Here is a 21482-nt window from a genome sequence, read left to right on the forward strand (position 1 = left end):
TTCGTATTTTTATGTGAAATCTTTAATAGTATTAAGGATTTCCAAAACATAGTTATTATATCATAAAGTGGAATGCTGAAATTAAGTTTTTCAAGAATGAGTAATTTGTATGCCACAATTTAACTGTTGATTAAGGGAATATTAAGACAATACATTTATGATAGAAACAAGTATGCAGACGAAATATGTAATATATGTTATTTTAATAGAAATAGTTCTTTCGATGCGGGGGAAATTAAGACATAGAAACGAGGGAATGAATTGAAGTATGGTTCTACACTTTTTCATCTTCCAAAAAGAAATATATTAATTTCTAGCATTATAAGTAGTATGGTGACTTTATTAGTAATAACTATGCTGTTTATGATTTTAAAGGTTTTCAATTTAGACATGATGAAAGATCATTTAAATCAAAAGCTTGTTTTAAGTGTTATGATGATTTTCGTATGGGGCATAACGTTTTATATTACGCATTTCAATAAAAAAGAGATGTCTATACTTAGAGCATCCCTACGAGTGCATTTTATATTATTTTTGCTAGCTCATACAGTAGCGTTATTTTATATTGTCATGCAAGTTAATATGAGTTTCATAGAGGCAATGAATTGGATTTACTTTTATAATATGCAGTTTATATTAAGTTTTGTAGTAATTTATGCAATATATATTCTTGTATATAATTTAATAGGTAAGGTTTTTCTAAGTATGGTTTTAACGAGCTGTACGTTAGTCATTTTATGTATTGTGAATTATTTGAAGCTTATTTTCAGAGGTGATCCGTTATATCCTTCTGATTTTACACAAATTACGCATATGCAATCTGTTATACCGATGGTGATGGACTATTTTAGTTGGAGTTATATTTTTGTCATTATCTTAAGTATCGTAGCTTGTATTGTAGCAGGGATATATATGAGAAGGTATATTCAAAATGTAAAGATTCATCTAGGAATAAGAGCCTTATTAGTAGTAGGATCTATTTTTGTTCTATATGCGTACGGTAATTTTGCGAATACATTTATGAATAAAGTATTTCAAAAATCAGGTGTAGATTTTGTTTTGTGGAATCAAAATGAGAACTATGCTTCAAATGGTTTTGTACTTGGGTTTATTAGCAATTTAGATACAACAGTTATGGAAAAACCAAAAAATTATTCTAAAGAAAATATGCTTCAAATAGCAAACGATATAAAAAAACAATATAGTGGAAATATAGGGAGCCAAAAGAAAAAAGAGAAACCGAATATTATTTTTGTAATGAGTGAATCGTTTTGGGATCCGACGAAAGTAACTAACCTTTCTTTTAGTGAAGATCCTGTACCAAATTTACATCATTATATAGAAAACTTTCCTGGTGGACAAACTATTTCTCCTACATTTGGGGGAAATACGGCGAACGTTGAATTTGAGGCATTAACAAGTTATTCAATGAGTTTGTTAAAGCCAGGTTCTATACCATATCAGCAGGTTATTACAAATAAGAAAGAAATTCCATCAATCCCTACGGCGTTGAAAAAAGAAGGTTATTATACAAGTGCAATTCATTCATTTGGTCGCACATTCTTTAAACGTGATGATGTATATAAGGTGTTAGGGTTTGATAAGTTTAATGCAGAGGACACGATGGAAAATGTGGATATTGATGGAGATTATATTAGTGATTTAGCGATGAGTAAAGAGATAATTGCTGAGTTAGAGAAACAAAAACAACCTACATTTATTCATGCAGTTACGATGCAAAATCATTTTCCATTTACAGAGGGCCGATTTGGTGAAAACCTAATCGAAATTAGCGGTCTAGAAAATGAAGACTCAAAGGGAGAATTAGAGACGTATACAGAAGGATTAAGACGTTCAGATGAGGCTCTTCAATATTTAATAGAGCAACTAGATAATTTTGATAGACCTACATTATTAGTATTCTTTGGAGATCATCTTCCATCATTAGGAACAAATAAATCTTTTTATAAAGAAAATGGGTATATAACGAATGAAAAAACACCGAATGAACGTTTAGCCATGGCGCAAACACCGCTATTAATGTATGCAAACTTTGATATGCCAAATGATAATTTAGGTTTAGTAAGCCCAATTCATTTTTCTAATCTTATTTTTGATTATGCAGGATTAAATAAATCCTTATTTTATCAATTTTTATCGGAATTTTACAAGGAAATACCAGTGCTTAGAGATGAATTAAAAGTTGATAAAAATGGAGAAGTAATCAATGATTTAACAAAGAAACAAAAAGAAATGTTAGAGCAATATAAAATGCTCCAATATGATTTACTCGTTGGAAATCAATATAGTAAAGATATCCTCTTTAAATAAAAGAAACAAAAAGAACTTGTATAACGATACAAGTTCTTTTTTCATAGTATTTAACGGGGTAACCAGACAAGCTGGGTTTAGGGAGTATTACCTGTACATTTAGTATATATGAAAATGTAATCGTTTTATTTGTGTATTTGTGAGAAATATGTGAATTTTATGTTTTGTGAAAAATCGATTATATTAACTTTCGTTCTTGTATTGCAGTTGTTATGCATGTAAAAATTTTATCAGTTCTTTATTTAATTCATCCGCTTGATCGATTGGTGAACCATGACCACTATTTGTAAGAGCATGTAACTGAGAATTTTTAATTCGTTGTTGCGTAAGCTCAGCACTTTTGTAAGGAATTAGTTGGTCGTGAACGCCGTGGAAGATTTTTGTTGGGACGTTAATTTTATTTAAATCTTTCGTTACATCTTCATTTGCAGCTGCTTGTAAAATTTTTATAAGGGCATAAGAAGCGGACTGCATACCGAGATAAGAAAACCATTCAAGGGTTGCAGCCCCTAAGTTTCTATTAAAAAAGGATAAAGATACATCATTTAAAAATTTTGGTAAATTAGCATACATTTGATTAATGAGAGCATCTGCTTGTTCTTTCGGTACACCGTAAGGGGACTCTTGATTTTTAACGAAAGAGGGGGAGACAGCGTCAATTAATGCGAGCTTAGAAATGCGGCGCCCATTATAGCGAGACATATAGCGAATAGAAAGAGCACCACCAACTGAGAAACCGACTAATGTAGCGTTCTCTACTTGAAGTGCTTCCAGAACAATTGCGATATCATCGGCTAATCGATCATACGTGTAACCAGTCCATGGCTTATCAGATTGTCCATTCCCTCGTATATCCATGGCGATACAGCGAAAGCCATGCTCAGGTAAAACATTGAGTTGATATTGGTACATTTGATGATTTAAAGGCCATCCGTGAACGAAGAAAACAGTCTTACTACCTGGACCAGGATTAACGTCTTGCACAAAAATATGCACATCTTTCTCGACAGTAACAAACATAAATTTCCCCCTGTTTTATGAATATGCTCTATCCCAAAAGCGTTGTTTTGTCATAGCTTTAATAAATTCATTTGCTAGCCTCGTAGGGTCTTGTTCTATTAGAACACCAGGCTTTCCTTCGATATTTAAAGATTGAATAATAGAAGAGCCGTTTTGGAAGGAGCCAATCGGCTTAAAGTGATTATATGATTCTACGACAAATGAACTTGCTTTGTTAAGAAAATGATCATCCATCTCTCCGCCGATAAGAAGTAATCCATCATAAAGGAGTGGTGAGCCTGTTAAGAAAGTATCATTTACTTCCCACTGTCCATTTGGCGTTCCCTGCACTACCTAATCGTTCTGAAACGATCACTGGCAGTTCAAGAGTTTTCATCGTTTGAAATTTTAATACCTGTATTTGTTGTCATCTCCTTTCCTTCATTTTCACGCATGAAAGATTGGAGTTGTTCGGTCTTTTTATTTTTTTTGCCATCCATAAAAAACACCTCCCATAATATACGTATTATTGTTTATGTTTTTTATGCTTGTATATAGCATGAAGATATTGCATAGTTGGCATGATTTTCCTCAAATGTTCGATTTATCTTTGTTTGTCTATGAAAATCATTTATTATAATAAATGGTATTCTTCGAGATATTATTTTGAAGGGGTGTTGAAGTGAAAGAAAGTTTTCTATCATATAAAGAAGAAGAAAGAAATGCAAAAATCCTTTTATGGGTGTTATATGTCATTGTTATTGTATATCAAATTTTCTATGCAATCGTATTAGAAGATAAATCAATAATGGATAAGGGATACAATATAATATGGCAAGTTATTTGCGGAGTAGCAATACTGTGCGTGAATATATATTTAATGAAAAAAGAGAAGGCAAACCTTGTTAAATATGCATGGATATTTGCATACATAGGGATAGAACTCGCTAATATATTTTCGTATGTTTTTTATAATAAGGCGGCGTTTGATGCGACAAATATAATAGAAATTATTCTCATTTTCTTTGTACCTATATTTTTAAATAAAAAATTCTATGTGTTTTTACTTTCCTCTATTGTAGGAAAATATTTAATTTATTTATTTGTATTAGAGGAAGTAAAAGCATTTATGTTCCTTATTATGTATACACTTATGTTAATAGCTGTATATATCATTTTAAACCGATTTTTACAATATCTTTCAGCTGTAAAGGAAAGTATTGCGATTGCTAGTGAATCACAGAAATTAGCAGTAATCGGAAAAATGGCAGCGACGGTTGGACATGAAATTAAAAATCCACTCGCTTCATTAAAAGGATTTACGCAATTACAACGAGAGAAGCATGAAGAGGATCCTATTTATAAACGTATGATTTTTGAAATAGAAAATATGAATAATATGATAAGTGAGTTAATGGAAGTTGCTACATGCAAACCTTCTATTTATAAGAAACATGATGTAGGAAAAATTGTATTACAAGTAATAACAAGTCTTCGCGAAAAAGTGAATGAATTAAACGTGCAGTTTATTTCTAATGTGGAAGAAAAAACAATAGAAATTGAATGTGATGAACGAAAAATAAGAGGAGTCTTTTTATATACGATAAAAAATGCTTTAGAGGCAATGGGACAAGGTGGCATATTACATTTACAATTAGAAAATAAAGGGAAAGAATATGTAATGATCAGTGTGATCGATAATGGTCATGGTATTAAGCAAGAAAACTTATCCCGTGTTACAGAGGCCTTTTATACAACGAAACAAGATAAAATTGGTCTGGGACTGACGGTAGCGAATCGAATTGTCGCCGAGCACCTTGGTGAGTTGCATATTTCAAGTGAAAAAGATACTGGAACGAGAATAGACATCATTCTCCCAAGGAAGTGTGGAAATACTGAAATCCAAGTGGAAGAAAAGCTAGGAGTTACCATATGAATAAAGGCTATATATTTAAAAATGAAGAAATAAAGGCGCTAAAAGCATTTTTAAGTTTATTTTTTATTATATTTTTCGTATATGATCTTGCCTATGAATTTATTGTACCGTTAATCGGTGGAGAGCAAGAAGGTGTAGGAGAGTTTGAAGATGGTTTAGGTTTATGGCTTTACTTTTTGATGGTGGTATTGTTTTGCATTGGAATATACTTTATGAAATGGAAGAATGCTTTTGCGGTAAAGTATATTATTCTAATTGGCTATAATGTATTAGATTGTATCCATAACATTATGATTTATTATGGTAGCGATGCAGAATTTGACGGTGGAAATATAGTAGAAGGATTTTTTATTTTGTTTGCACCAATCTTTGTGAATAAAAGATATTTCTGGTTAGTTCCAGCGATACTTATCGGAAAGTATGCTCTTACAGGAATCATTATTCAATCTTCTCTCGTTTTAATCCCAATGGCATTATATAGCGTATTTACTATCATATGTTGGATTATATTTTTAAGGGTTCAGTCTTACGTTCGTACGCTTGAGATGATGGACAAAGAAATAAAACAGACAGAAAAACTAGCAGCTGTTGGAAAGATGGCAACGGTTATTGGTTATAAGATTAGAAGACCTTTAGCAAACTTAAAAAAACTTGTGAATAAACAAGCAGACAAGCATCCAGAGGATAAAATTTATAGTGATATTATGAAACAAGAAGTAGATCGGATTTATATAATTGCTACAGAACTTAGTGGATTTGAGAAATCTAAATCACTAGAATCAGAAACTCATAACATAAAAGAAATTATCTCTTATGTTATTCGAGTTATGGAAAAGCCTGCTTTAAAACAAGGAGTCCACATACAAGGTATTTACAGTAAAGACTTACCATCAATTACATGTGATGAAAAACGATTAAAACAGGTCTTTTTTAATTTAATCAAAAATGCAATTGAAGCAATGTCAGTTGGCGGAACAATTACGATTAAAGTTACTGTAAAAGATGGAATCATCGTTCAAGTGAAAGATGAGGGATGCGGCATTCCGAAAGATAAAATTCCAAAGTTAAATGAAGCCTTTTATACAACGAAAGAAACAGGAACTGGTCTAGGTTTAGTAGTTACAGAAAAAATTATTAAAGACCACAACGGTAAAATGAGTTTTGAAAGTGAAGTTGGGGTTGGAACGACGGTTGAAGTTATGTTACCACTGCATTAACTACAAAAAACATCACTTATTTGGAAGTGATGTTTTTGTGTTCTTCTTAGGTAGACGTTCTAAAAAAGAGGACGATAACGAAAAATAATATATTGATAGTGTAAAAAGAAAATAATGGATGTTTTACTATGAAAAATATATAATGGCTTTGTCTGTTATTTGTTGTAGTTCATTTATATTTCTATTTGTTGACCCGAATCTCGGGTCTTTTTTTTATGAAATGAATTGCTATATGTCAGTGATTAGAAAAATAGAATATATATTCATGCTGTAATACTGGTAGCACCAGTAAACTCGGTGCTACCAGTAGGTTCGTTTTCCGGCACAACGAAAGCATTTACGTTGGTACAGGTGGTGCTTTCACATTTCTCTATTTTTCTGTGGTCGATTGTATTGTGTATATAAATTTAAAAAATGATAGCGTTAGAGCCACCATTTCTCCTGCGGAAGCAAAATAACATCCACATCAAAATTCTCTTTAAACCAATCATACATCAATGTCTCTTTCACTAAATATTCAGAGGCAGAGTGTGACACACCAATTAGAGACATATTCGTTTCTTTTACATAATCCATAATGAGCGAGTATTTATGTCTGCCGTAATCATTATCGATATGGCAATGGATTTCTCCTGTAATATATGCGTCAGCACCTTTTTCTTCTGCTTCCTTCATTAAAGATACGACATCGCCACATCCAGCGATAATTGCGATTTTTTTGATGGAATCATGTCGTTTACCTTCGAAGTCTGTGTAAGGAATCTGGAAGAGTTGTTTTAGATGTTTTTGGAGTGCTTCTGTTGATGTTTCATCTATTTCACAAATAAGGCCAACTGGTTCTTGTTCTGGACCTCCATATGCAAAGTCGTCCACTACAGTAGCGTTTAATGCTTTTGCAATTGAAATACTCGTTCCATGTGTTTTATGAAAATCCATTGGTACGTGACATGTATATATAGAAAGTTGTTTTTCTTTTATTCCTTGCAAATATTTTTCAGGAATTGGTAAGAAACCGCGGCCTGATCTTCCAAGCGGATCACCGCACTCCATTACAAGGGGATGATGCATAAAGAGTAAATCACCGGGTGTGGATTGTGAAATGAATGTTTCAAGAACGTCATCTGTAGGGAATACAGCTAAAAATACTTTGTTTACATTTTCAGATCCGTGCATCATAAGGCCGTTAAATAAATCTACAAAATTTGCTTCGAAAAATTGTTGCCAAGGAAATTTGATAGGATCATATACGGCTGGGATAAATCGACTAAAGGCACTATCTTTTCCGTATTTTTCAATTTGGAATAAGTGATCGAGTGATTGCTCTATTTTTTTTAAGGCTGGCATGTTTGATAATCCTCCTTAAGATGATTCTTGCTTTATGAGTTGTTTGTATTCTTCGTAGCAAAATAAGAAGCGGATAGGAAACAAATAAAACCTAGAATCCAGCTAATAAAAGGAGAATAGGGAAGTACATGCTGTAATAGCATTCCGCTAGAAATGAAGAAACTACTAAATACACCTAATAACATGGGATATCGTTGTAGTTTGAACACAGATAGTAAACATCCTTTCTCCTGCATGAACTACTCATAAAAGCTCGATTGCTGAAACTTTATCACATACATTGTATATTAGTCTTAATTTTCTGTATATAACTTTTAAGAAAAATGGTGATACAATATATGAATGATAAGAGAAGAGAGGATGAAGATTAACATATGTACGTTACTGTAACAGAAGCAGCATATAAAAAGATTATGGATACGATTCCAAGTGAAGCGAAATATATAAAGTTATTTTATGATAATGAAGGTTGCGGTTGTGTTATGAGCGGAATCATCGATTTAGTAGCTGTAGCAGAGAAAGATGAGCGCGATGTGGATATTGAATCAAGCACAATGAATTTTATCGCTGATCGTACAAAGCTTGTATTTATGGACGATAAGTTAACGGTTGATTGGCATGAAGGTGGAGGAACTTTTCAGTTGAAGAGCCCAAGCCAGTTTTATAATCCAAATATGAAATTACACGTTCGAGTATAGTAAAGGTGAGTCCAAAATGTATTTTGGACTCACTTTTTTTATTTTATAAGTCGCTATTATTGTCGATAAGTCGATATATTGAAAAAATCGCTGATATAAATGGAGTTGCGCCGATATAATTTCATTTACCAAAACGTTTCATATAATAAAAAGATTTTTTCACATAATGAAATGTACATGTGATTGAATTTTCTGTATAATCTTCTTTGCGGAGGGGATACGCATGAGAAGATGGGGAATTGAGTTATTAATTTTAAGTGTTGTTATTATTTGGGGGATTAACTATACAATTGCGAAGTATGGACTTTTAGAATTTACAGCAATTGAGTTTACTGCACTTCGTATGATGGCGGCGGCACCGCTTCTGTTACTCCTTACCTTTTGTATTGAAAAGTCGGTTTATATGGAGCGAACGGATATACCTAGATTAATTATCGTTAGCGTTGTAGGTATTGTACTGTATCAAACGTTATTTATGGAAACTGTCAAATATACATCCGCTACAAATGCCTCTTTACTCATTTCTATTTCACCTATTTTTACAACTGCATTTGCGATTTTCTTGAAACAAGAAAAGTTTTCTTCTCGAAAGTTAATCGGTTCTATGACTGCCTTTGTTGGTGCAGCCTTAGTTTTAGTAGCGGGACATTCACTTACTAGTTCTTTTTATGGCAATGGAATTGGACTTATTACATCAATATGCTGGGGGCTTTATCCTGTTTTAGCAGGACCATTAATTAAAAAATATTCAGCATTACGTGTTACTGCATGGTCTGCATTAGTGGGTGCGATTCCGCTATTATTGTTAAGTGGTCCACATGTGTTTGTCATGCCATTTCACATTACTCACGGAATGACACTATTTGCTTTACTATATTCTATTTTCTTTGTAACAGTATTTGGTCTAGTAATGTGGTATGTTGGTGTTCAAAAAATTGGGGCGTCACATACGATGGTATATATGTATATAACGCCGCTTGTAGCGGTTCTATTTGCAGCTGTCTGGGCAAATGAATATGTATCGTTTCAACAAATCATCGGTGGAATTATCATTTTTGTCGGTCTATGGTTTGTGAAATCGGAGAAAGTAAAAGTTCATTCTATTGCAGAGGAACCTATATCAAAATAGGAAAACAGATCACCTATGATCTGCTTTCCTATTTTTTTATTTTTGGTAAGAAGATGAGAAACAAGATAGCAGTAATAAGTGGAATTAAGTTTAAAAATGGAATACGGAAGAGTGTAATAAGAATAATACCTGGAAGAAGAACACCGAGGACAGCGTAAAAAATGCTATGATTTTTCGTGTACCAATACAATGAAAGTCCAATAAGTGCAGGGATAATGAGGTGAATGAGAGCCATTAAAAAATAAATCATTAGACGCCCCCTTTATTTGTGTGCTTATTACATCATATCCGTATGTTCATAGATTGATATCATTTTTTTCATAAATGGACGAAAAAAGTTTGAAAAACCGTCACAAAATATGAGAATATGATGTTTGAAATCTTGTATAATATTATTTTCTAAAAACATTTAAACAACATAAACATACTGTTTATGTTGTTTTTAATTTGAATGAAATGAATGTAAGGAATATGAATTTGAAAGAAATTTTTTGTTGGATAGATAAGAACGAATGAAGAGAGGTACAGCATGATTAGTATGTCACTAAGATCATTTAAAATCCAATCGTATTATATACTAGGTATTCTTTTACTAGGCTGGATGATAACACCGTTTTCAGCACACTTTTTAGGCGCTGGAATTGGGCTTATTGTAAGTATGTATTGCGTTTGGCTTTTAGGCAGAAGAATTGAGAAGCTTGGAGATAGTATTGTAAAGAAGACGAAAGCACCGACACTCGGTATGTTTAACCGTTTTGCAGCTGCCATTTTGGGTGCTATTATTATGTACGAAATTGAGCACCACATGGTTATGTGGGCGTTTGCAGTAGGGATTATGGGTGGGTATTTCTTAATCGTTGTGAATTTAGGTTATTATAGTATGAAAGATGAAAAGGAACTAACAAAAAGATAAAAAGCCTCTTTTTAGATGGAATAGAGGATCTAGCGAGGGATAGAAGCGTTTAAATCCTTTTTTAGCTCCATACGTTGTGAAACTAGAGGGATGTAATTTATATGTTCGAATCCGTAAGTTGTATGTGTAAAAATGAATTTACCCTAGAATAAGGGATCCAGCGATGAATAGTACAACAGGGAGCGAAACGTTGCATAAAATACAGGTTTTTGCTTCCAATAAGTTAACATGAAATTACGTATTAGTATGACTTTTAGGTTCTTTAAAAAAGTTGGATATAATACAAAAAACTATTCCGGTAATTAGAATAATATATTTTATTGTTTCACTTGTATGCTCAAATAAATTAACGTTAAGCATTATAAGTCCCCAAAGCATTTGAATCGCTCCATAACTGAATAAAATTTTTCCTGTACGAGAAAAATTTTTCATAGGTCTCACTCCTTCCTATATATGTAAATTATATCATGAAAAACTAAAAACAAATAAATATAAAGTGAAATTTCTGCGAATTAATAAACTAAGTTACAGATGAAGAGAGTAGCGTTTCACTTTATATAAGATATAGAAAGAAGCTTACGTGAAAACGTAAGCTTCTTTTTTATGTAAGTGTGTGTAACCGTTAAGCCGCATTGGGTTTTGTCGGTGAGTACGCGAAACTTTACGGTTACACGACACTTATTCATATGAGTAAAGGGTTATTCCAACAGAAAGTTTTAATTTAAGCGATTGGACCGCCTAAGTTAATAATGTCTTCAGATACGCTGTCGAACTTTTTGAAGTTAGCTTTGAATTCATTTGCAAGTTCGATTGCTTTTGCTTTGTAAGCAGCTTTATCAGCCCAAGTTTGTTCAGGCATTAACACTTCGTCAGGTACACCTGGTACGTGAAGTGGAACTTCAAGACCGAAGATATCATGTTTAGCTGTTTCAGTTTTTGCAAGTTCACCGTTTAATGCAGCTTGAATCATTGCACGAGTGTAACCTAAGTTCATACGTTTACCAACGCCGTATTCGCCACCAGTCCAGCCAGTGTTTACTAAGAATACTTTCGCATCGTGTTTCTCGATTTTTTCACCAAGCATTTCAGCGTAGCGAGATGCATCAAGTGGTAAGAATGGTGAACCGAAGCAAGTTGAGAATGTAGCTTGCGGAGAAGTAACGCCGCGCTCTGTTCCTGCTAGTTTACTAGTGTAACCACTTAAGAAATGATACATAGCTTGCTCTTTTGATAACTTACTGATTGGAGGCAATACGCCAGATGCATCAGCAGTTAAGAAAATAATTGTATTTGGGTGTCCAGCAACACTTGGCAGTACGATATTGTCGATCGCATGCATAGGGTATGCAGCACGAGTATTTTCTGTTAAAGTAGTATCGTTGTAGTCGGCGATACGTGTTTGGTCATTAATGATAACGTTTTCTAAAACAGATCCAAATGTGATTGCATCGAAAATTTGTGGTTCTTTCTCGTGTGAAAGGTTTACACATTTCGCGTAGCAACCGCCTTCAATATTGAATACACCGTTATCAGACCAACCGTGCTCATCATCACCGATTAATTTACGGTTTGGATCAGCAGATAATGTTGTTTTACCTGTTCCAGATAAACCGAAGAATAGTGCTACGTCGCCTTCTTCACCTACGTTTGCAGAGCAATGCATAGAAAGAATATCTTGTTCAGGTAGTAAGAAGTTCATAATAGAGAAGATTGATTTTTTCATTTCTCCAGCGTATTCTGTACCACCAATTAGTACAATACGTTTTTCGAATGAAACCATAATGAATGCTTCAGAGTTTGTACCGTCAACAGCTGGATCAGCTTTGAAGTTCGGTGCAGAAACAATTGTGAACCCTGACTCATGAGTTGTTAATTCTTCTTCAGTTGGACGAATGAATAATTGATGTACAAATAAATTGTGCCATGCATATTCATTAATAACTTGAATTGGTAGGCGGTAATTGCGGTCAGCGCCTGCAAATCCTTTGAAGACGAATAACTCTTCTTTTTCTTTTAAGTATTCTAAAACTTTAGTATATAATTTATTAAAATGTTCTTCAGAAATCGGTTGGTTTACAGCTCCCCAAGCAATTTTGTCAGCAACCGATGCTTCTTTCACAATAAATTTATCTTTAGGAGAACGTCCTGTATATTTTCCTGTTGAAGCAGAAACGGCACCAGTAGAAGTTAATTTCCCTTCATTTCGCATTAATACTTTTTCCACTAATTGCGGAACACTTAGTTGAATCTGTGCATTGCTTCCGTTCAATAATTCGTGTAAACCAATTTGGACATTCACAGTACTCATATTTATATACCATCCTTTTCATTTAATGAAATATTTCTCGTAATCCCCAACAAGAGTATAACACAATTATATAAATAATGTATACTATTTATTTCTTTTTGTTTGTGTGAATGCATTATTTCACTATTAATATTTCATTTCAGGCGTATTGAGAAAAACTTTCAGGAAAATGTGAATATTAATTGACAAATGAATATCATTTCTTTAGTATAGGTTGGGACGGATACTCTCTTATCCCGAGCTGGCGGAGGGACAGGCCCGATGAAGCCCAGCAACCTCACTTGTAGTGGTAAATACAGGTGAATAGGTGCTAAAACCTGTGCGAGGCTACAGGTCTCGAACGATAAGAGCGAAGGGCAAAAAGCAGTATGCAAGTAGCAAATTAAACCTTTCCTCTATGTAAAGTAGGAAAGGTTTTTCTGTATGCTTGTGTGGGAGAATAAATGTATGTCGCAGTTTGTGGCAAATTAAGGATGAGTTCCGTACAATATATACAATTACTGTAGGGAGGTTTACCACATGACAAAAAAACGTCATCTGTTCACATCTGAGTCTGTAACTGAAGGACATCCAGATAAAATTTGTGACCAAATTTCTGATTCAATTTTAGATGCGATCTTATCAAAAGACGCAAATGCACGTGTAGCTTGTGAAACAACTGTAACAACTGGTTTAGTATTGGTAGCGGGGGAAATTACGACTTCTACTTACGTAGATATTCCAAAAATCGTTCGTGAAACAATTCAAGGCATTGGTTACACACGCGCAAAATACGGATTCGATGCAGAAACTTGTGCAGTTTTAACATCTATCGATGAGCAATCTGCTGACATCGCTATGGGTGTTGACCAAGCGCTAGAAGCACGCGAAGGTCAAATGACTGACGCTGAGATTGAGGCAATTGGTGCAGGAGACCAAGGTTTAATGTTTGGTTTCGCATGTAATGAAACACAAGAGTTAATGCCACTTCCAATCTCGCTTGCTCACAAATTAGCTCGCCGTTTAACTGAAGTACGTAAAAATGATACATTATCATACCTACGTCCGGATGGAAAAACGCAAGTTACAGTTGAGTATGATGAAAATGGTAAACCAGTACGTGTTGATACTATCGTAATTTCTACACAACATCACCCAGATGTTACATGGGAAGAAATCGATCGCGACTTAAAAGAGCACGTAATTAAAGCTGTAGTACCAGCAGAATTAATCGATGGAGAAACGAAATTCTTCATTAACCCAACTGGCCGCTTCGTAATTGGTGGACCACAAGGTGATGCTGGTTTAACAGGACGTAAAATCATCGTTGATACTTACGGTGGATACGCTCGCCATGGTGGTGGTGCATTCTCTGGTAAAGATGCAACGAAAGTTGACCGTTCTGCAGCATATGCAGCTCGTTATGTTGCGAAAAACATCGTAGCAGCTGGTCTTGCTGAAAAAGCAGAAGTACAACTTGCATACGCAATTGGTGTAGCACAACCAGTATCAATTTCAGTTGATACATTCGGCACTGGTAAAGTATCTGAAGACGTATTAGTAGAACTAGTTCGTAACAACTTCGATCTTCGCCCAGCTGGTATTATTAAAATGCTAGACTTACGTCGCCCAATTTACAAACAAACAGCAGCTTACGGCCACTTTGGACGTACTGATGTAGATCTATCATGGGAACGTACAGACAAAGCAGCAGCTTTAAAAGAGCAAGCTGGTCTATAATATATGAAAAAAAGCTTTGCGCGGTGAGCGCAAAGCTTTTTTTATTTATAATTACGTTGGAATAAAGCGAAGAGTTCAATGTCATGCCAATTGCCATTGCGGAATATAGCTTCTTTACAAGTTCCTTCATGTTGAAAACCGAGTGATTTATATAATTTAATTGCTCTATCGTTAAAAGAAAATACTCGTAAAGAAAGGCGATGTAAATTTAATTCTAAAAATGCATAATCCAATAATAAGGTGAAAGCTTCCTTCCCATAACCTTGCCCCCAGTAACCCTTGTTACCAATATCAATAATACATTCAGCGTTTCGGTTATATGAATCAATATGAATTAAAGAAGTAATACCAATTGAAAGATGCGTAGATTTTTCTTCAATGATATAGCTCTTAGAGTCCGAAGAATGAATAAATTGCTGGCAAAGTTTTTCTGTGTCTTGAAGGGAATATTTATCAAGAGTGAGAGTGGTTGAACTCATAACGTCTATATCATTATGCCATTTATAATATGTTAGAATATCATCTTCGGAAAACTTTCGTAACTGGATACGGTTTGATTCAAACAATGTAAGTCCTCCTTTTGTATTTCCTTTTCACATGATTTACAAAGGATTGATTTCTTCTGGAACATATGTAATCAACCTTTCATTTGACGTGCTTTACCTGCGCAAAATGCACTGCTTAGTAAAAATAGCGTTGCGAATATAATACTTACTAATGTAGCGTATGGAATTGCGCCTTTTAGAGAAAAACCGACAGTGATGGAAGCGACGAATAAGAGGATAAATGTTGTTGTTAATTTTTTATAAAGTTCCATACTATGTAGACCTCCAATTTATTTTTTAGTACAAGTTTTAAAATTGAATTCTATTATGTAGAAAATATAAAGAGTAGCTAAAGATGTGTAGTCTAGGAGTATAAGAAAGGGCACTTTCCTTTTTGTGGGTTAGTATACTTATATTGTATCATGGCGCATGATTGGCTTCATACATAATTGTGTAAAGGTATGTATGATAAAATGAAGAAAAGTCTTTAAGAAAGGAAAGATAAAAAATGAGTGTAACTGAACATAAAAAACAAGCTCCAAAAGAAGTGCGTTGCAAGATCGTGACGATTTCCGATACACGTACGGAAGAAACAGATAAGAGCGGACAACTATTACATGAATTGTTAAAAGAAGCGGGCCATACAGTGACCTCTTATGAAATTGTAAAAGATGATAAAGAAAGTATTCAGCAAGCAGTGTTAGCTGGTTATCATAAGGAAGATGTAGATGTTGTATTAACAAATGGCGGTACTGGTATTACGAAGCGCGATGTAACAATTGAAGCAGTGTCAGCTCTATTAGATAAAGAGATTGTCGGGTTTGGTGAACTGTTCCGCATGATTAGTTATTTAGAAGATATCGGAAGCAGTGCAATGTTAAGTAGAGCGATTGGTGGTACAATTGGGCGCAAAGTAGTTTTCTCGATGCCAGGATCGAGCGGGGCGGTTCGCCTTGCGATGAATAAATTAATTTTACCGGAATTAGGCCATATTACATTTGAGCTACATCGCCAATGAGTAGGTGGGCTGGAATTGTATTAGCAGGTGGTATGTCGAGTAGATTCGGTGAGCCGAAAGCGTTAGCGAGCTGGCAAGGTAGTACTTTTATTGAGCATATTTTGAAAGTGATGACAAGTGCGCTCCAAGAAGTTGTAGTCATTAGCCATACTGATATAAAAGAGCGAGTAGAGCAATTCGTACAAGTACCTGTTATAGAAGATATCCCGCACTATAAAGGGAATGGACCGCTGGCCGGCATTGTATCAGGAATGGAATACATAGAAGCAGATTGGTATGCTATTATGCCTTGCGATGCGCCAAATGTTTCGCATGAATGGTTTACCATTTTACTGGAGCAAACGAACAATGAATATGATGCGGTTGTACCTATTGTTAACGGAAGAAAACAACCGCTACTTGCAGCGTATCATAACCGCGTGAAAGAAAAGATTTATGTTTTACTTCAGGAAGAAAAAAGAAGTATGGGCCAGCTTTTATCACAATGTAATGTGAAATATGTTTCTGGAGAAGATGTACAAGCGAATGCGGATTGGTTTATAAATGTAAATACGAAAGAAGAATATGTGCAGGCTCAAAAAGACCTTTCAAATGAATGAAAGGTTTTTTGATATACAGAATTGGGGAACAATTGCTGTATAAAGGTATGTGAGTAAGTTGATTTTAAGGGGAATTCTTAAAATCATTATACAGTTTACTGTATAACCATATATTAATTTTTATGGGTTTTTATTACAAGTATGTTTAGTTATGTTTATTTTTGATATAATTAATATAGAAATAAAACAATGCTTAACCTTATGTATCATTTATTAAACTAAAATTTATGACCATGTAATAAACTCCCTTCGTTTTTTTGAAGGGAGTTTTTCTATTTAAGCAAGCAACTCTGATGCGTTATGCTGAAGGACTTCTTCATATTGGTTAAGCAAGCCACGAAAGATCTCATCCCAGCTCTTTGATTTCGCAAAAGATGAAGCTGCTATTCCCATCTGCTCAAGTCTTTCTTCATTTTGTAATAAAAAATAAATGGATGATAGAAATGCGTCCTCATTTTTAGGCGGACAAAGAACTCCCGTTTTTCCATCTGTAATAATATTTTTAACCCCGCCACTATTTGCACCAATAACAGGTGTACCGCATGCGAGTGATTCAAGTACGACATTTCCGAATGTTTCAGTAGCTGATGGAAATACCATTATGTTAGAACAAGCATATGCTTCAGCTAAATCCCCGCCTTGTAAATAGCCAGTAAAAGTGATATTTGTTTTCGGAACAGCTTCACGTAAACTTGTTGCTAGAGGGCCGTCTCCTGCGATGAGCCAATGAATATCGTTTCGAGTATGTGCTGTTTTAACGATAAGGTGTTGCAGCGTATCAATATCTTTTTCAGGAGCAATTCGTCCAACGTAGGAAAGGACGTACTTCGCTGTAATATTATATTTTTTTCGGAATAGGTCTGTATTGTAAGCTGGATGAAAGAGTGTGCAATCTACACCACGTCCCCATATAGAGAGGGTCTGAAAGCCTTTATTTTTTAATTGATGTAATGTTTCAAAGGAAGGTACAAAATTTTTTTGCATATGACTATGAAACCATTTTAAATAGTTCCAAAGCATATTGGAGAGGAATTCGATTTTGTAATAACGTAAATAGGCATCGAAATCAGTATGATAAGAACCGACAACTGGGATGTTTAACTTTTTTGCATAATACAATCCACAAAGTCCCATGTTGAAAGGTGTGGCAATGTGAATAATGTCAGGTTTAAAGGAAAGTAGTTCCCGTTTAATACGCGGAGTAGGAAAAGAAAAACGACATTCTGGATATAATATTGTTAACGGGATACTTCTCATCTTATTCACATTCGCTACAAAATTATCTTCAGCTGTATGCTGAGGGGCGAAAACAGAATAGGCGATCTGTTCTTTCTGAAAATATCGTGTTAATCGCTCTAACGTTTTCGCAACCCCGTTAACTTGTGGCGTAAAAGTATCGGTAAAAATGGCGACTCTCATCATATCACTCCTTTATGTGAAAAGTGGGATGAATTGATAAAAAGAGATGATGCCAGAGCAAGTGCCAAGGCACATACCGACGAATACATCTGACGGATAGTGAAGTCCTAAATAAATACGTGAAATACCGACGCATAATGCTAACGGTAATAGGAAAGCAAGTAAGCTTGGGTTATAGCAAATAAATGGAATGAAGACAGAGAAAACGGCTGTTGTATGACCAGACGGGAAAGAGTGGTCTTTTAATGGATGGACTGGATATTTTGCATCCTGAATTGTTAAATAAGGACGTTTTCGTGGATACCATCTTTTTAATATTTGTACAGGAATATGGCTAATTGCTAAAGAAATAGCAGCTGCAATTGCTGCTTGGTGTAAAGTACCTTTTGCAAAAATTAAAAAGAAAAGTGTGAGTGCGATGGAGAAAGTCGCGCCACCGATATGAGTAATATTGCTGAAAAAGATATTTAATGTTTTTTGATCAAAGTAGCGATTAATTCCTTTGAAAATGTAACATTCTATTTTATATAATCCACTGACCTTCATGAAAATTCTCCTCCCTCGTTTACATATATATGGAGATATTAGCTTTTATTTTAATAAGATTTTGTTGAGGGAGTAATAATGTTTTGTAAAGAAAAAGTTAGTTTTTATATAAAAAAAGCTGCCAATCTTATGGCAGCGGAAATTTACTTCTGTAATGATTTATAATATTGACCTTTTTCAACGTATTGCGTGCGAATACGATCCATATCTTTACGGTCTTCTTCTGTTAATTCACGAATGACTTTCGCGGGACGACCGAAAGCTAACGTGTTTGGTGGAATTTTCTTTCCTTGTGAAACGAGGCTTCCAGCGCCGATAAAAGCTCCTTCGCCAATTTCAGCACCATCTAATATAATGGATCCCATTCCAATTAAAGCATCTTTTTTAATATGACAGCTATGTAAAATAACTTGATGCCCAACTGTAACATCATCTTCTAAAATAAGAGGATACTGAGGGCTTTGGTGGAGTGTACATTGATCTTGTACATTTACTCGGTCTCCAATGATTGTTGGTGACACATCACCACGGATGACTGTATTAAACCAAATACTTGATTCCTCGCCAACGGAAACATCGCCTGTAATCGTAACATAGTCAGCGATAAAAGAACTACTCGCAATTTTCGGTTTTTTTTCTTTGTAAGGATATATCATGTAAAGTCTTCCTTTCCTAGAGACTAGTTTTAGTGTATCAAATTATGAGAAAGAGTGAAATGGAGGAGAGCCGTATGTGGAATTATGAAGCGGAGGAAGCAAAGGCTGTCATTGTTATTGTGCACGGCGCAATGGAATATCACGGACGTTACGAAGCCGTTGCGGAAATGTGGAATCATATCGGCTACCACGTCGTGATGGGGGATCTTCCGTCACATGGAACGACTTCAAGAAATAGAGGACATATTGACTCATTTGATGAATACATAGAGGAAGTTAAACTATGGGTGAAAGAAGCAAGAAAGTATAGGTTACCTATTTTTCTATTCGGTCATAGTATGGGTGGTCTTATTGTCATTCGTATGATGCAAGAAACGAAGAGAGAAGATGTAGAGGGTATTATTTTGAGTTCGCCTTGTTTAGGGGTAGTGACTGGACCCTCTGCTCCGCTTCAATTTGCTTCAAAAATATTAAATGTTGTGGCTCCAAAATTGCAATTTGCAACGAATCTTACGGTGGAAATGTCAACACGTAACCACGAAGTGAGAGATGCAATGGAGAATGATTCTTTGTTCTTGCGCAAAGTATCAGTACGTTGGTATAGTGAATTGATTAAGTCTATCGAAATTGCTCATAAAAAAATAGATGATTTTCCAGATGTTCCGCTCTTGCTAATGCAAGCTTGTGAGGATAAACTTGTAGATAAAACACGTGTCCGCACTTGGTTTGATAATGTTAAAATAAGTGATAAGGCTTTTAAAGAATGGCCGAATTGTTATCACGAGTTATTAAATGAGTATGAGCGTGATGAAATTTTGAGTTATATTCAGTCATTTACTGAAATGCATGTCAATAATATAGTAAAAACAAACAAATAAATCATTATTTGTACATTTAATAGAGGAGATGAAGGAAGAAGTGAACGTACCGAGTAATCCCATAACGCTCATGGCGAAAGTATACCGTGATGTGTTTCCGGTTGTACACCATGAGCTAGCGATGTGGAAAGAGCGTGCCTACCATATTCCGAATGATGAGCTTCATAGTCAGGCAATCGCAAGTATTGAGCATAAAAAGTTTCATTGTGAGGGCGGTGGCATTTTAGCGCTATTAGCAAATGAACACCGAGAAGAATGTATTCGTTTTATCGTAGCGTATCAAACGATCAGCGACTATTTAGATAATTTATGTGATCGCAGTACATCACTTGATCCAAATGATTTTGCCGCACTGCATGAATCGATGTTAATGGCATTATCACCTGAAGTAGAAGGCGGCGGTAATTATTATCGTTATCGTGATGATCAAGATGATGGTGGTTATTTAGATGAACTTGTTGAAACATGCCAAGATGTTTTAAAGAAAACGAAGCACTATGACAAAATTGCTCCTGTTCTTCATGAACTTGCTTGTTATTATTGTGATTTGCAAATTCATAAACACGTGAAGTTAGAAGAAAGAGAGCCGCGCCTGAAAACTTGGTTTGAAGCACATAAAGAAAACTTACCTGAGATGAGTTGGTTTGAATTTTCAGCATGTGCCGGTTCTACACTTGGAATTTTCTGTCTTGTAGCATATGCATTTCATGATGAATTACATGATGAAGATATTGCGAAAATTAGACAAGGGTACTTCCCTTACGTACAAGGACTTCATATCTTACTTGATTATTTCATTGATCAAGAAGAAGACCGCGCCGGCGGGGATTTGAATTTCTGTAGTTATTATGAAAACGAGCAAGCAATATTAGATCGTATGAAACACTTTGTAGAAGAAGCAGAGAAGAGCATTGGTGATTTGCCTCATGCGAAGTTTCATCGCCTTATAAGCCGAGGATTACTTGGTATTTATTTATCAGATCAAAAAGTATCAGCACAAAAGAATATGCACAAAATGGCACGGCGCATTGTAAAGTACGGAGGCCTCACTTCACGATTCTTCTATTGGAACGGGAAGATGTACCGAAAGAAAACAGCGCAGTGATGAAGAAAACCATGGTATTATCCCCTATAGGTAGACAGTAAAAAAAGAGTCCATCTGATATGATGGACTCAATACTGTTTTATCTGGAGGGGATTTTTTTATGGCAAGAAAAGGACAATCAT

Annotated in this window: 22 protein-coding genes, 1 pseudogene and 1 riboswitch; of the genes and pseudogenes, 11 read left to right on the forward strand and 12 right to left on the reverse strand. The window is 34.9% G+C overall.

All coding sequences use genetic code 11. The features are described from left to right. The first annotated feature begins 261 nt into the window (after positions 1–261). Positions 262–2331, forward strand: coding sequence for an LTA synthase family protein (locus tag MR136_RS23280; protein WP_000873634.1), 2070 nt, complete (start codon positions 262–264; stop codon positions 2329–2331). 210 nt (positions 2332–2541) lie between these two features. Here the strand turns inward: MR136_RS23280 and MR136_RS23285 are convergent, their stop codons facing one another. From MR136_RS23285 to MR136_RS23295, 3 genes and pseudogenes are all read right to left on the reverse strand, one after another. Further along, on the reverse strand, positions 2542–3351 hold the full coding sequence (locus MR136_RS23285) for an alpha/beta fold hydrolase (RefSeq protein ID WP_000498278.1): 810 nt from the start codon (positions 3349–3351) through the stop codon (positions 2542–2544). A 15-nt stretch (positions 3352–3366) separates the two neighbouring features. After that, positions 3367–3709: pseudogene (locus MR136_RS23290) on the reverse strand (catalase); the annotation flags it as partial. 4 nt (positions 3710–3713) lie between these two features. Beyond that, positions 3714–3830 carry a hypothetical protein gene (locus MR136_RS23295; protein ID WP_002182974.1) on the reverse strand — a complete coding sequence of 39 codons (117 nt, stop codon included), beginning with the start codon at positions 3828–3830 and terminating at the stop codon, positions 3714–3716. Between the two features lie 182 nt (positions 3831–4012). Between MR136_RS23295 and MR136_RS23300 the strand changes: the two genes are divergently transcribed. Beyond that, positions 4013–5266 carry an ATP-binding protein gene (locus MR136_RS23300; RefSeq protein ID WP_242259633.1) on the forward strand — a complete coding sequence of 418 codons (1254 nt, stop codon included), beginning with the start codon at positions 4013–4015 and terminating at the stop codon, positions 5264–5266. Further along, positions 5263–6483, forward strand: coding sequence for an ATP-binding protein (locus MR136_RS23305; RefSeq protein ID WP_061457797.1), 1221 nt, complete (start codon positions 5263–5265; stop codon positions 6481–6483). Before MR136_RS23300 ends, MR136_RS23305 begins: the two co-directional genes overlap by 4 nt. A gap of 423 nt (positions 6484–6906) precedes the next feature. Here MR136_RS23305 and MR136_RS23310 read toward each other — a convergent pair whose 3' ends face one another. Next, positions 6907–7827: a Nif3-like dinuclear metal center hexameric protein gene (locus MR136_RS23310; protein ID WP_061457796.1), complete on the reverse strand. Its 921-nt coding sequence runs from the start codon at positions 7825–7827 to the stop codon at positions 6907–6909. Between the two features lie 374 nt (positions 7828–8201). Between MR136_RS23310 and MR136_RS23315 the strand changes: the two genes are divergently transcribed. Together MR136_RS23315 and MR136_RS23320 are read left to right on the forward strand one after the other, a co-directional pair. Beyond that, positions 8202–8525 carry an iron-sulfur cluster biosynthesis family protein gene (locus MR136_RS23315; protein ID WP_000289570.1) on the forward strand — a complete coding sequence of 108 codons (324 nt, stop codon included), beginning with the start codon at positions 8202–8204 and terminating at the stop codon, positions 8523–8525. Between the two features lie 223 nt (positions 8526–8748). After that, positions 8749–9654 carry a DMT family transporter gene (locus MR136_RS23320; RefSeq protein WP_001255410.1) on the forward strand — a complete coding sequence of 302 codons (906 nt, stop codon included), beginning with the start codon at positions 8749–8751 and terminating at the stop codon, positions 9652–9654. A gap of 28 nt (positions 9655–9682) precedes the next feature. On the opposite strand, the gene MR136_RS23325 is transcribed toward MR136_RS23320, so the two are convergent. Continuing rightward, a complete protein-coding gene (locus tag MR136_RS23325) occupies positions 9683–9904 on the reverse strand; it encodes a hypothetical protein (protein WP_000639042.1) in 222 nt (73 codons plus the stop codon). Between the two features lie 279 nt (positions 9905–10183). On the opposite strand from MR136_RS23325, the gene MR136_RS23330 reads away from it, so the two are divergent. Further along, positions 10184–10567 carry an ATP synthase subunit I gene (locus tag MR136_RS23330; RefSeq protein WP_017674393.1) on the forward strand — a complete coding sequence of 128 codons (384 nt, stop codon included), beginning with the start codon at positions 10184–10186 and terminating at the stop codon, positions 10565–10567. A gap of 234 nt (positions 10568–10801) precedes the next feature. Here MR136_RS23330 and MR136_RS23335 read toward each other — a convergent pair whose 3' ends face one another. Then, positions 10802–10999 carry a hypothetical protein gene (locus MR136_RS23335; protein ID WP_061457795.1) on the reverse strand — a complete coding sequence of 66 codons (198 nt, stop codon included), beginning with the start codon at positions 10997–10999 and terminating at the stop codon, positions 10802–10804. Between the two features lie 289 nt (positions 11000–11288). Further along, complete coding sequence (gene pckA / locus MR136_RS23340) at positions 11289–12875, reverse strand: phosphoenolpyruvate carboxykinase (ATP) (protein WP_000108815.1); 1587 nt, start codon at positions 12873–12875, stop codon at positions 11289–11291. A gap of 228 nt (positions 12876–13103) precedes the next feature. Further along, a riboswitch (SAM riboswitch) is annotated at positions 13104–13225 on the forward strand. Between the two features lie 169 nt (positions 13226–13394). Here pckA and metK point away from each other — a divergent pair. Then, complete coding sequence (metK, locus tag MR136_RS23345; RefSeq protein ID WP_000163125.1) at positions 13395–14594, forward strand: methionine adenosyltransferase; 1200 nt, start codon at positions 13395–13397, stop codon at positions 14592–14594. Positions 14595–14635: 41 nt separating this feature from the next. On the opposite strand, the gene MR136_RS23350 is transcribed toward metK, so the two are convergent. Then, positions 14636–15160, reverse strand: coding sequence for a GNAT family N-acetyltransferase (locus MR136_RS23350; RefSeq protein ID WP_017656642.1), 525 nt, complete (start codon positions 15158–15160; stop codon positions 14636–14638). A 71-nt stretch (positions 15161–15231) separates the two neighbouring features. Then, positions 15232–15411, reverse strand: a complete 180-nt coding sequence (locus tag MR136_RS23355; RefSeq protein WP_000424805.1) for a hypothetical protein — start codon at positions 15409–15411, stop codon at positions 15232–15234. A 236-nt stretch (positions 15412–15647) separates the two neighbouring features. On the opposite strand from MR136_RS23355, the gene MR136_RS23360 reads away from it, so the two are divergent. After that, positions 15648–16157 (forward strand): MogA/MoaB family molybdenum cofactor biosynthesis protein, encoded by a 510-nt coding sequence (locus MR136_RS23360; protein ID WP_000117130.1) that lies wholly within the window; start codon positions 15648–15650, stop codon positions 16155–16157. Beyond that, entirely contained in the window at positions 16154–16756 is a 603-nt protein-coding gene (locus MR136_RS23365; protein WP_242259634.1) for a molybdenum cofactor guanylyltransferase, read from the forward strand. The genes MR136_RS23360 and MR136_RS23365 overlap by 4 nt, the downstream gene beginning before the upstream one ends. Positions 16757–17032: 276 nt before the next feature. Here the strand turns inward: MR136_RS23365 and MR136_RS23370 are convergent, their stop codons facing one another. The 3 genes from MR136_RS23370 to MR136_RS23380 all read right to left on the reverse strand — a co-directional run bounded on the left by MR136_RS23370 (position 17033) and on the right by MR136_RS23380 (position 19377). Then, the gene (locus MR136_RS23370) at positions 17033–18175 is read right to left on the reverse strand and encodes a glycosyltransferase family 4 protein (RefSeq protein WP_001261643.1); all 1143 of its coding nucleotides are present in this window, start codon (positions 18173–18175) and stop codon (positions 17033–17035) included. 12 nt (positions 18176–18187) lie between these two features. Further along, positions 18188–18721 (reverse strand): phosphatase PAP2 family protein, encoded by a 534-nt coding sequence (locus MR136_RS23375; RefSeq protein WP_000868578.1) that lies wholly within the window; start codon positions 18719–18721, stop codon positions 18188–18190. A 143-nt stretch (positions 18722–18864) separates the two neighbouring features. Further along, positions 18865–19377, reverse strand: coding sequence for a gamma carbonic anhydrase (locus MR136_RS23380; protein WP_000640191.1), 513 nt, complete (start codon positions 19375–19377; stop codon positions 18865–18867). A 74-nt stretch (positions 19378–19451) separates the two neighbouring features. Here MR136_RS23380 and MR136_RS23385 point away from each other — a divergent pair, with 74 nt between their 5' ends. Continuing rightward, a complete protein-coding gene (locus MR136_RS23385; protein ID WP_000267421.1) occupies positions 19452–20255 on the forward strand; it encodes an alpha/beta hydrolase in 804 nt (267 codons plus the stop codon). Between the two features lie 40 nt (positions 20256–20295). Further along, positions 20296–21360 carry a tetraprenyl-beta-curcumene synthase family protein gene (locus MR136_RS23390; protein WP_242259635.1) on the forward strand — a complete coding sequence of 355 codons (1065 nt, stop codon included), beginning with the start codon at positions 20296–20298 and terminating at the stop codon, positions 21358–21360. Positions 21361–21482: the final 122 nt, after the last annotated feature.

Origin of the sequence: Bacillus cereus group sp. BfR-BA-01311, from assembly GCF_022664295.1 — a bacterium.
In the GTDB taxonomy this organism is placed as follows: Bacteria; Bacillota; Bacilli; order Bacillales; family Bacillaceae_G; genus Bacillus_A; species Bacillus_A cereus.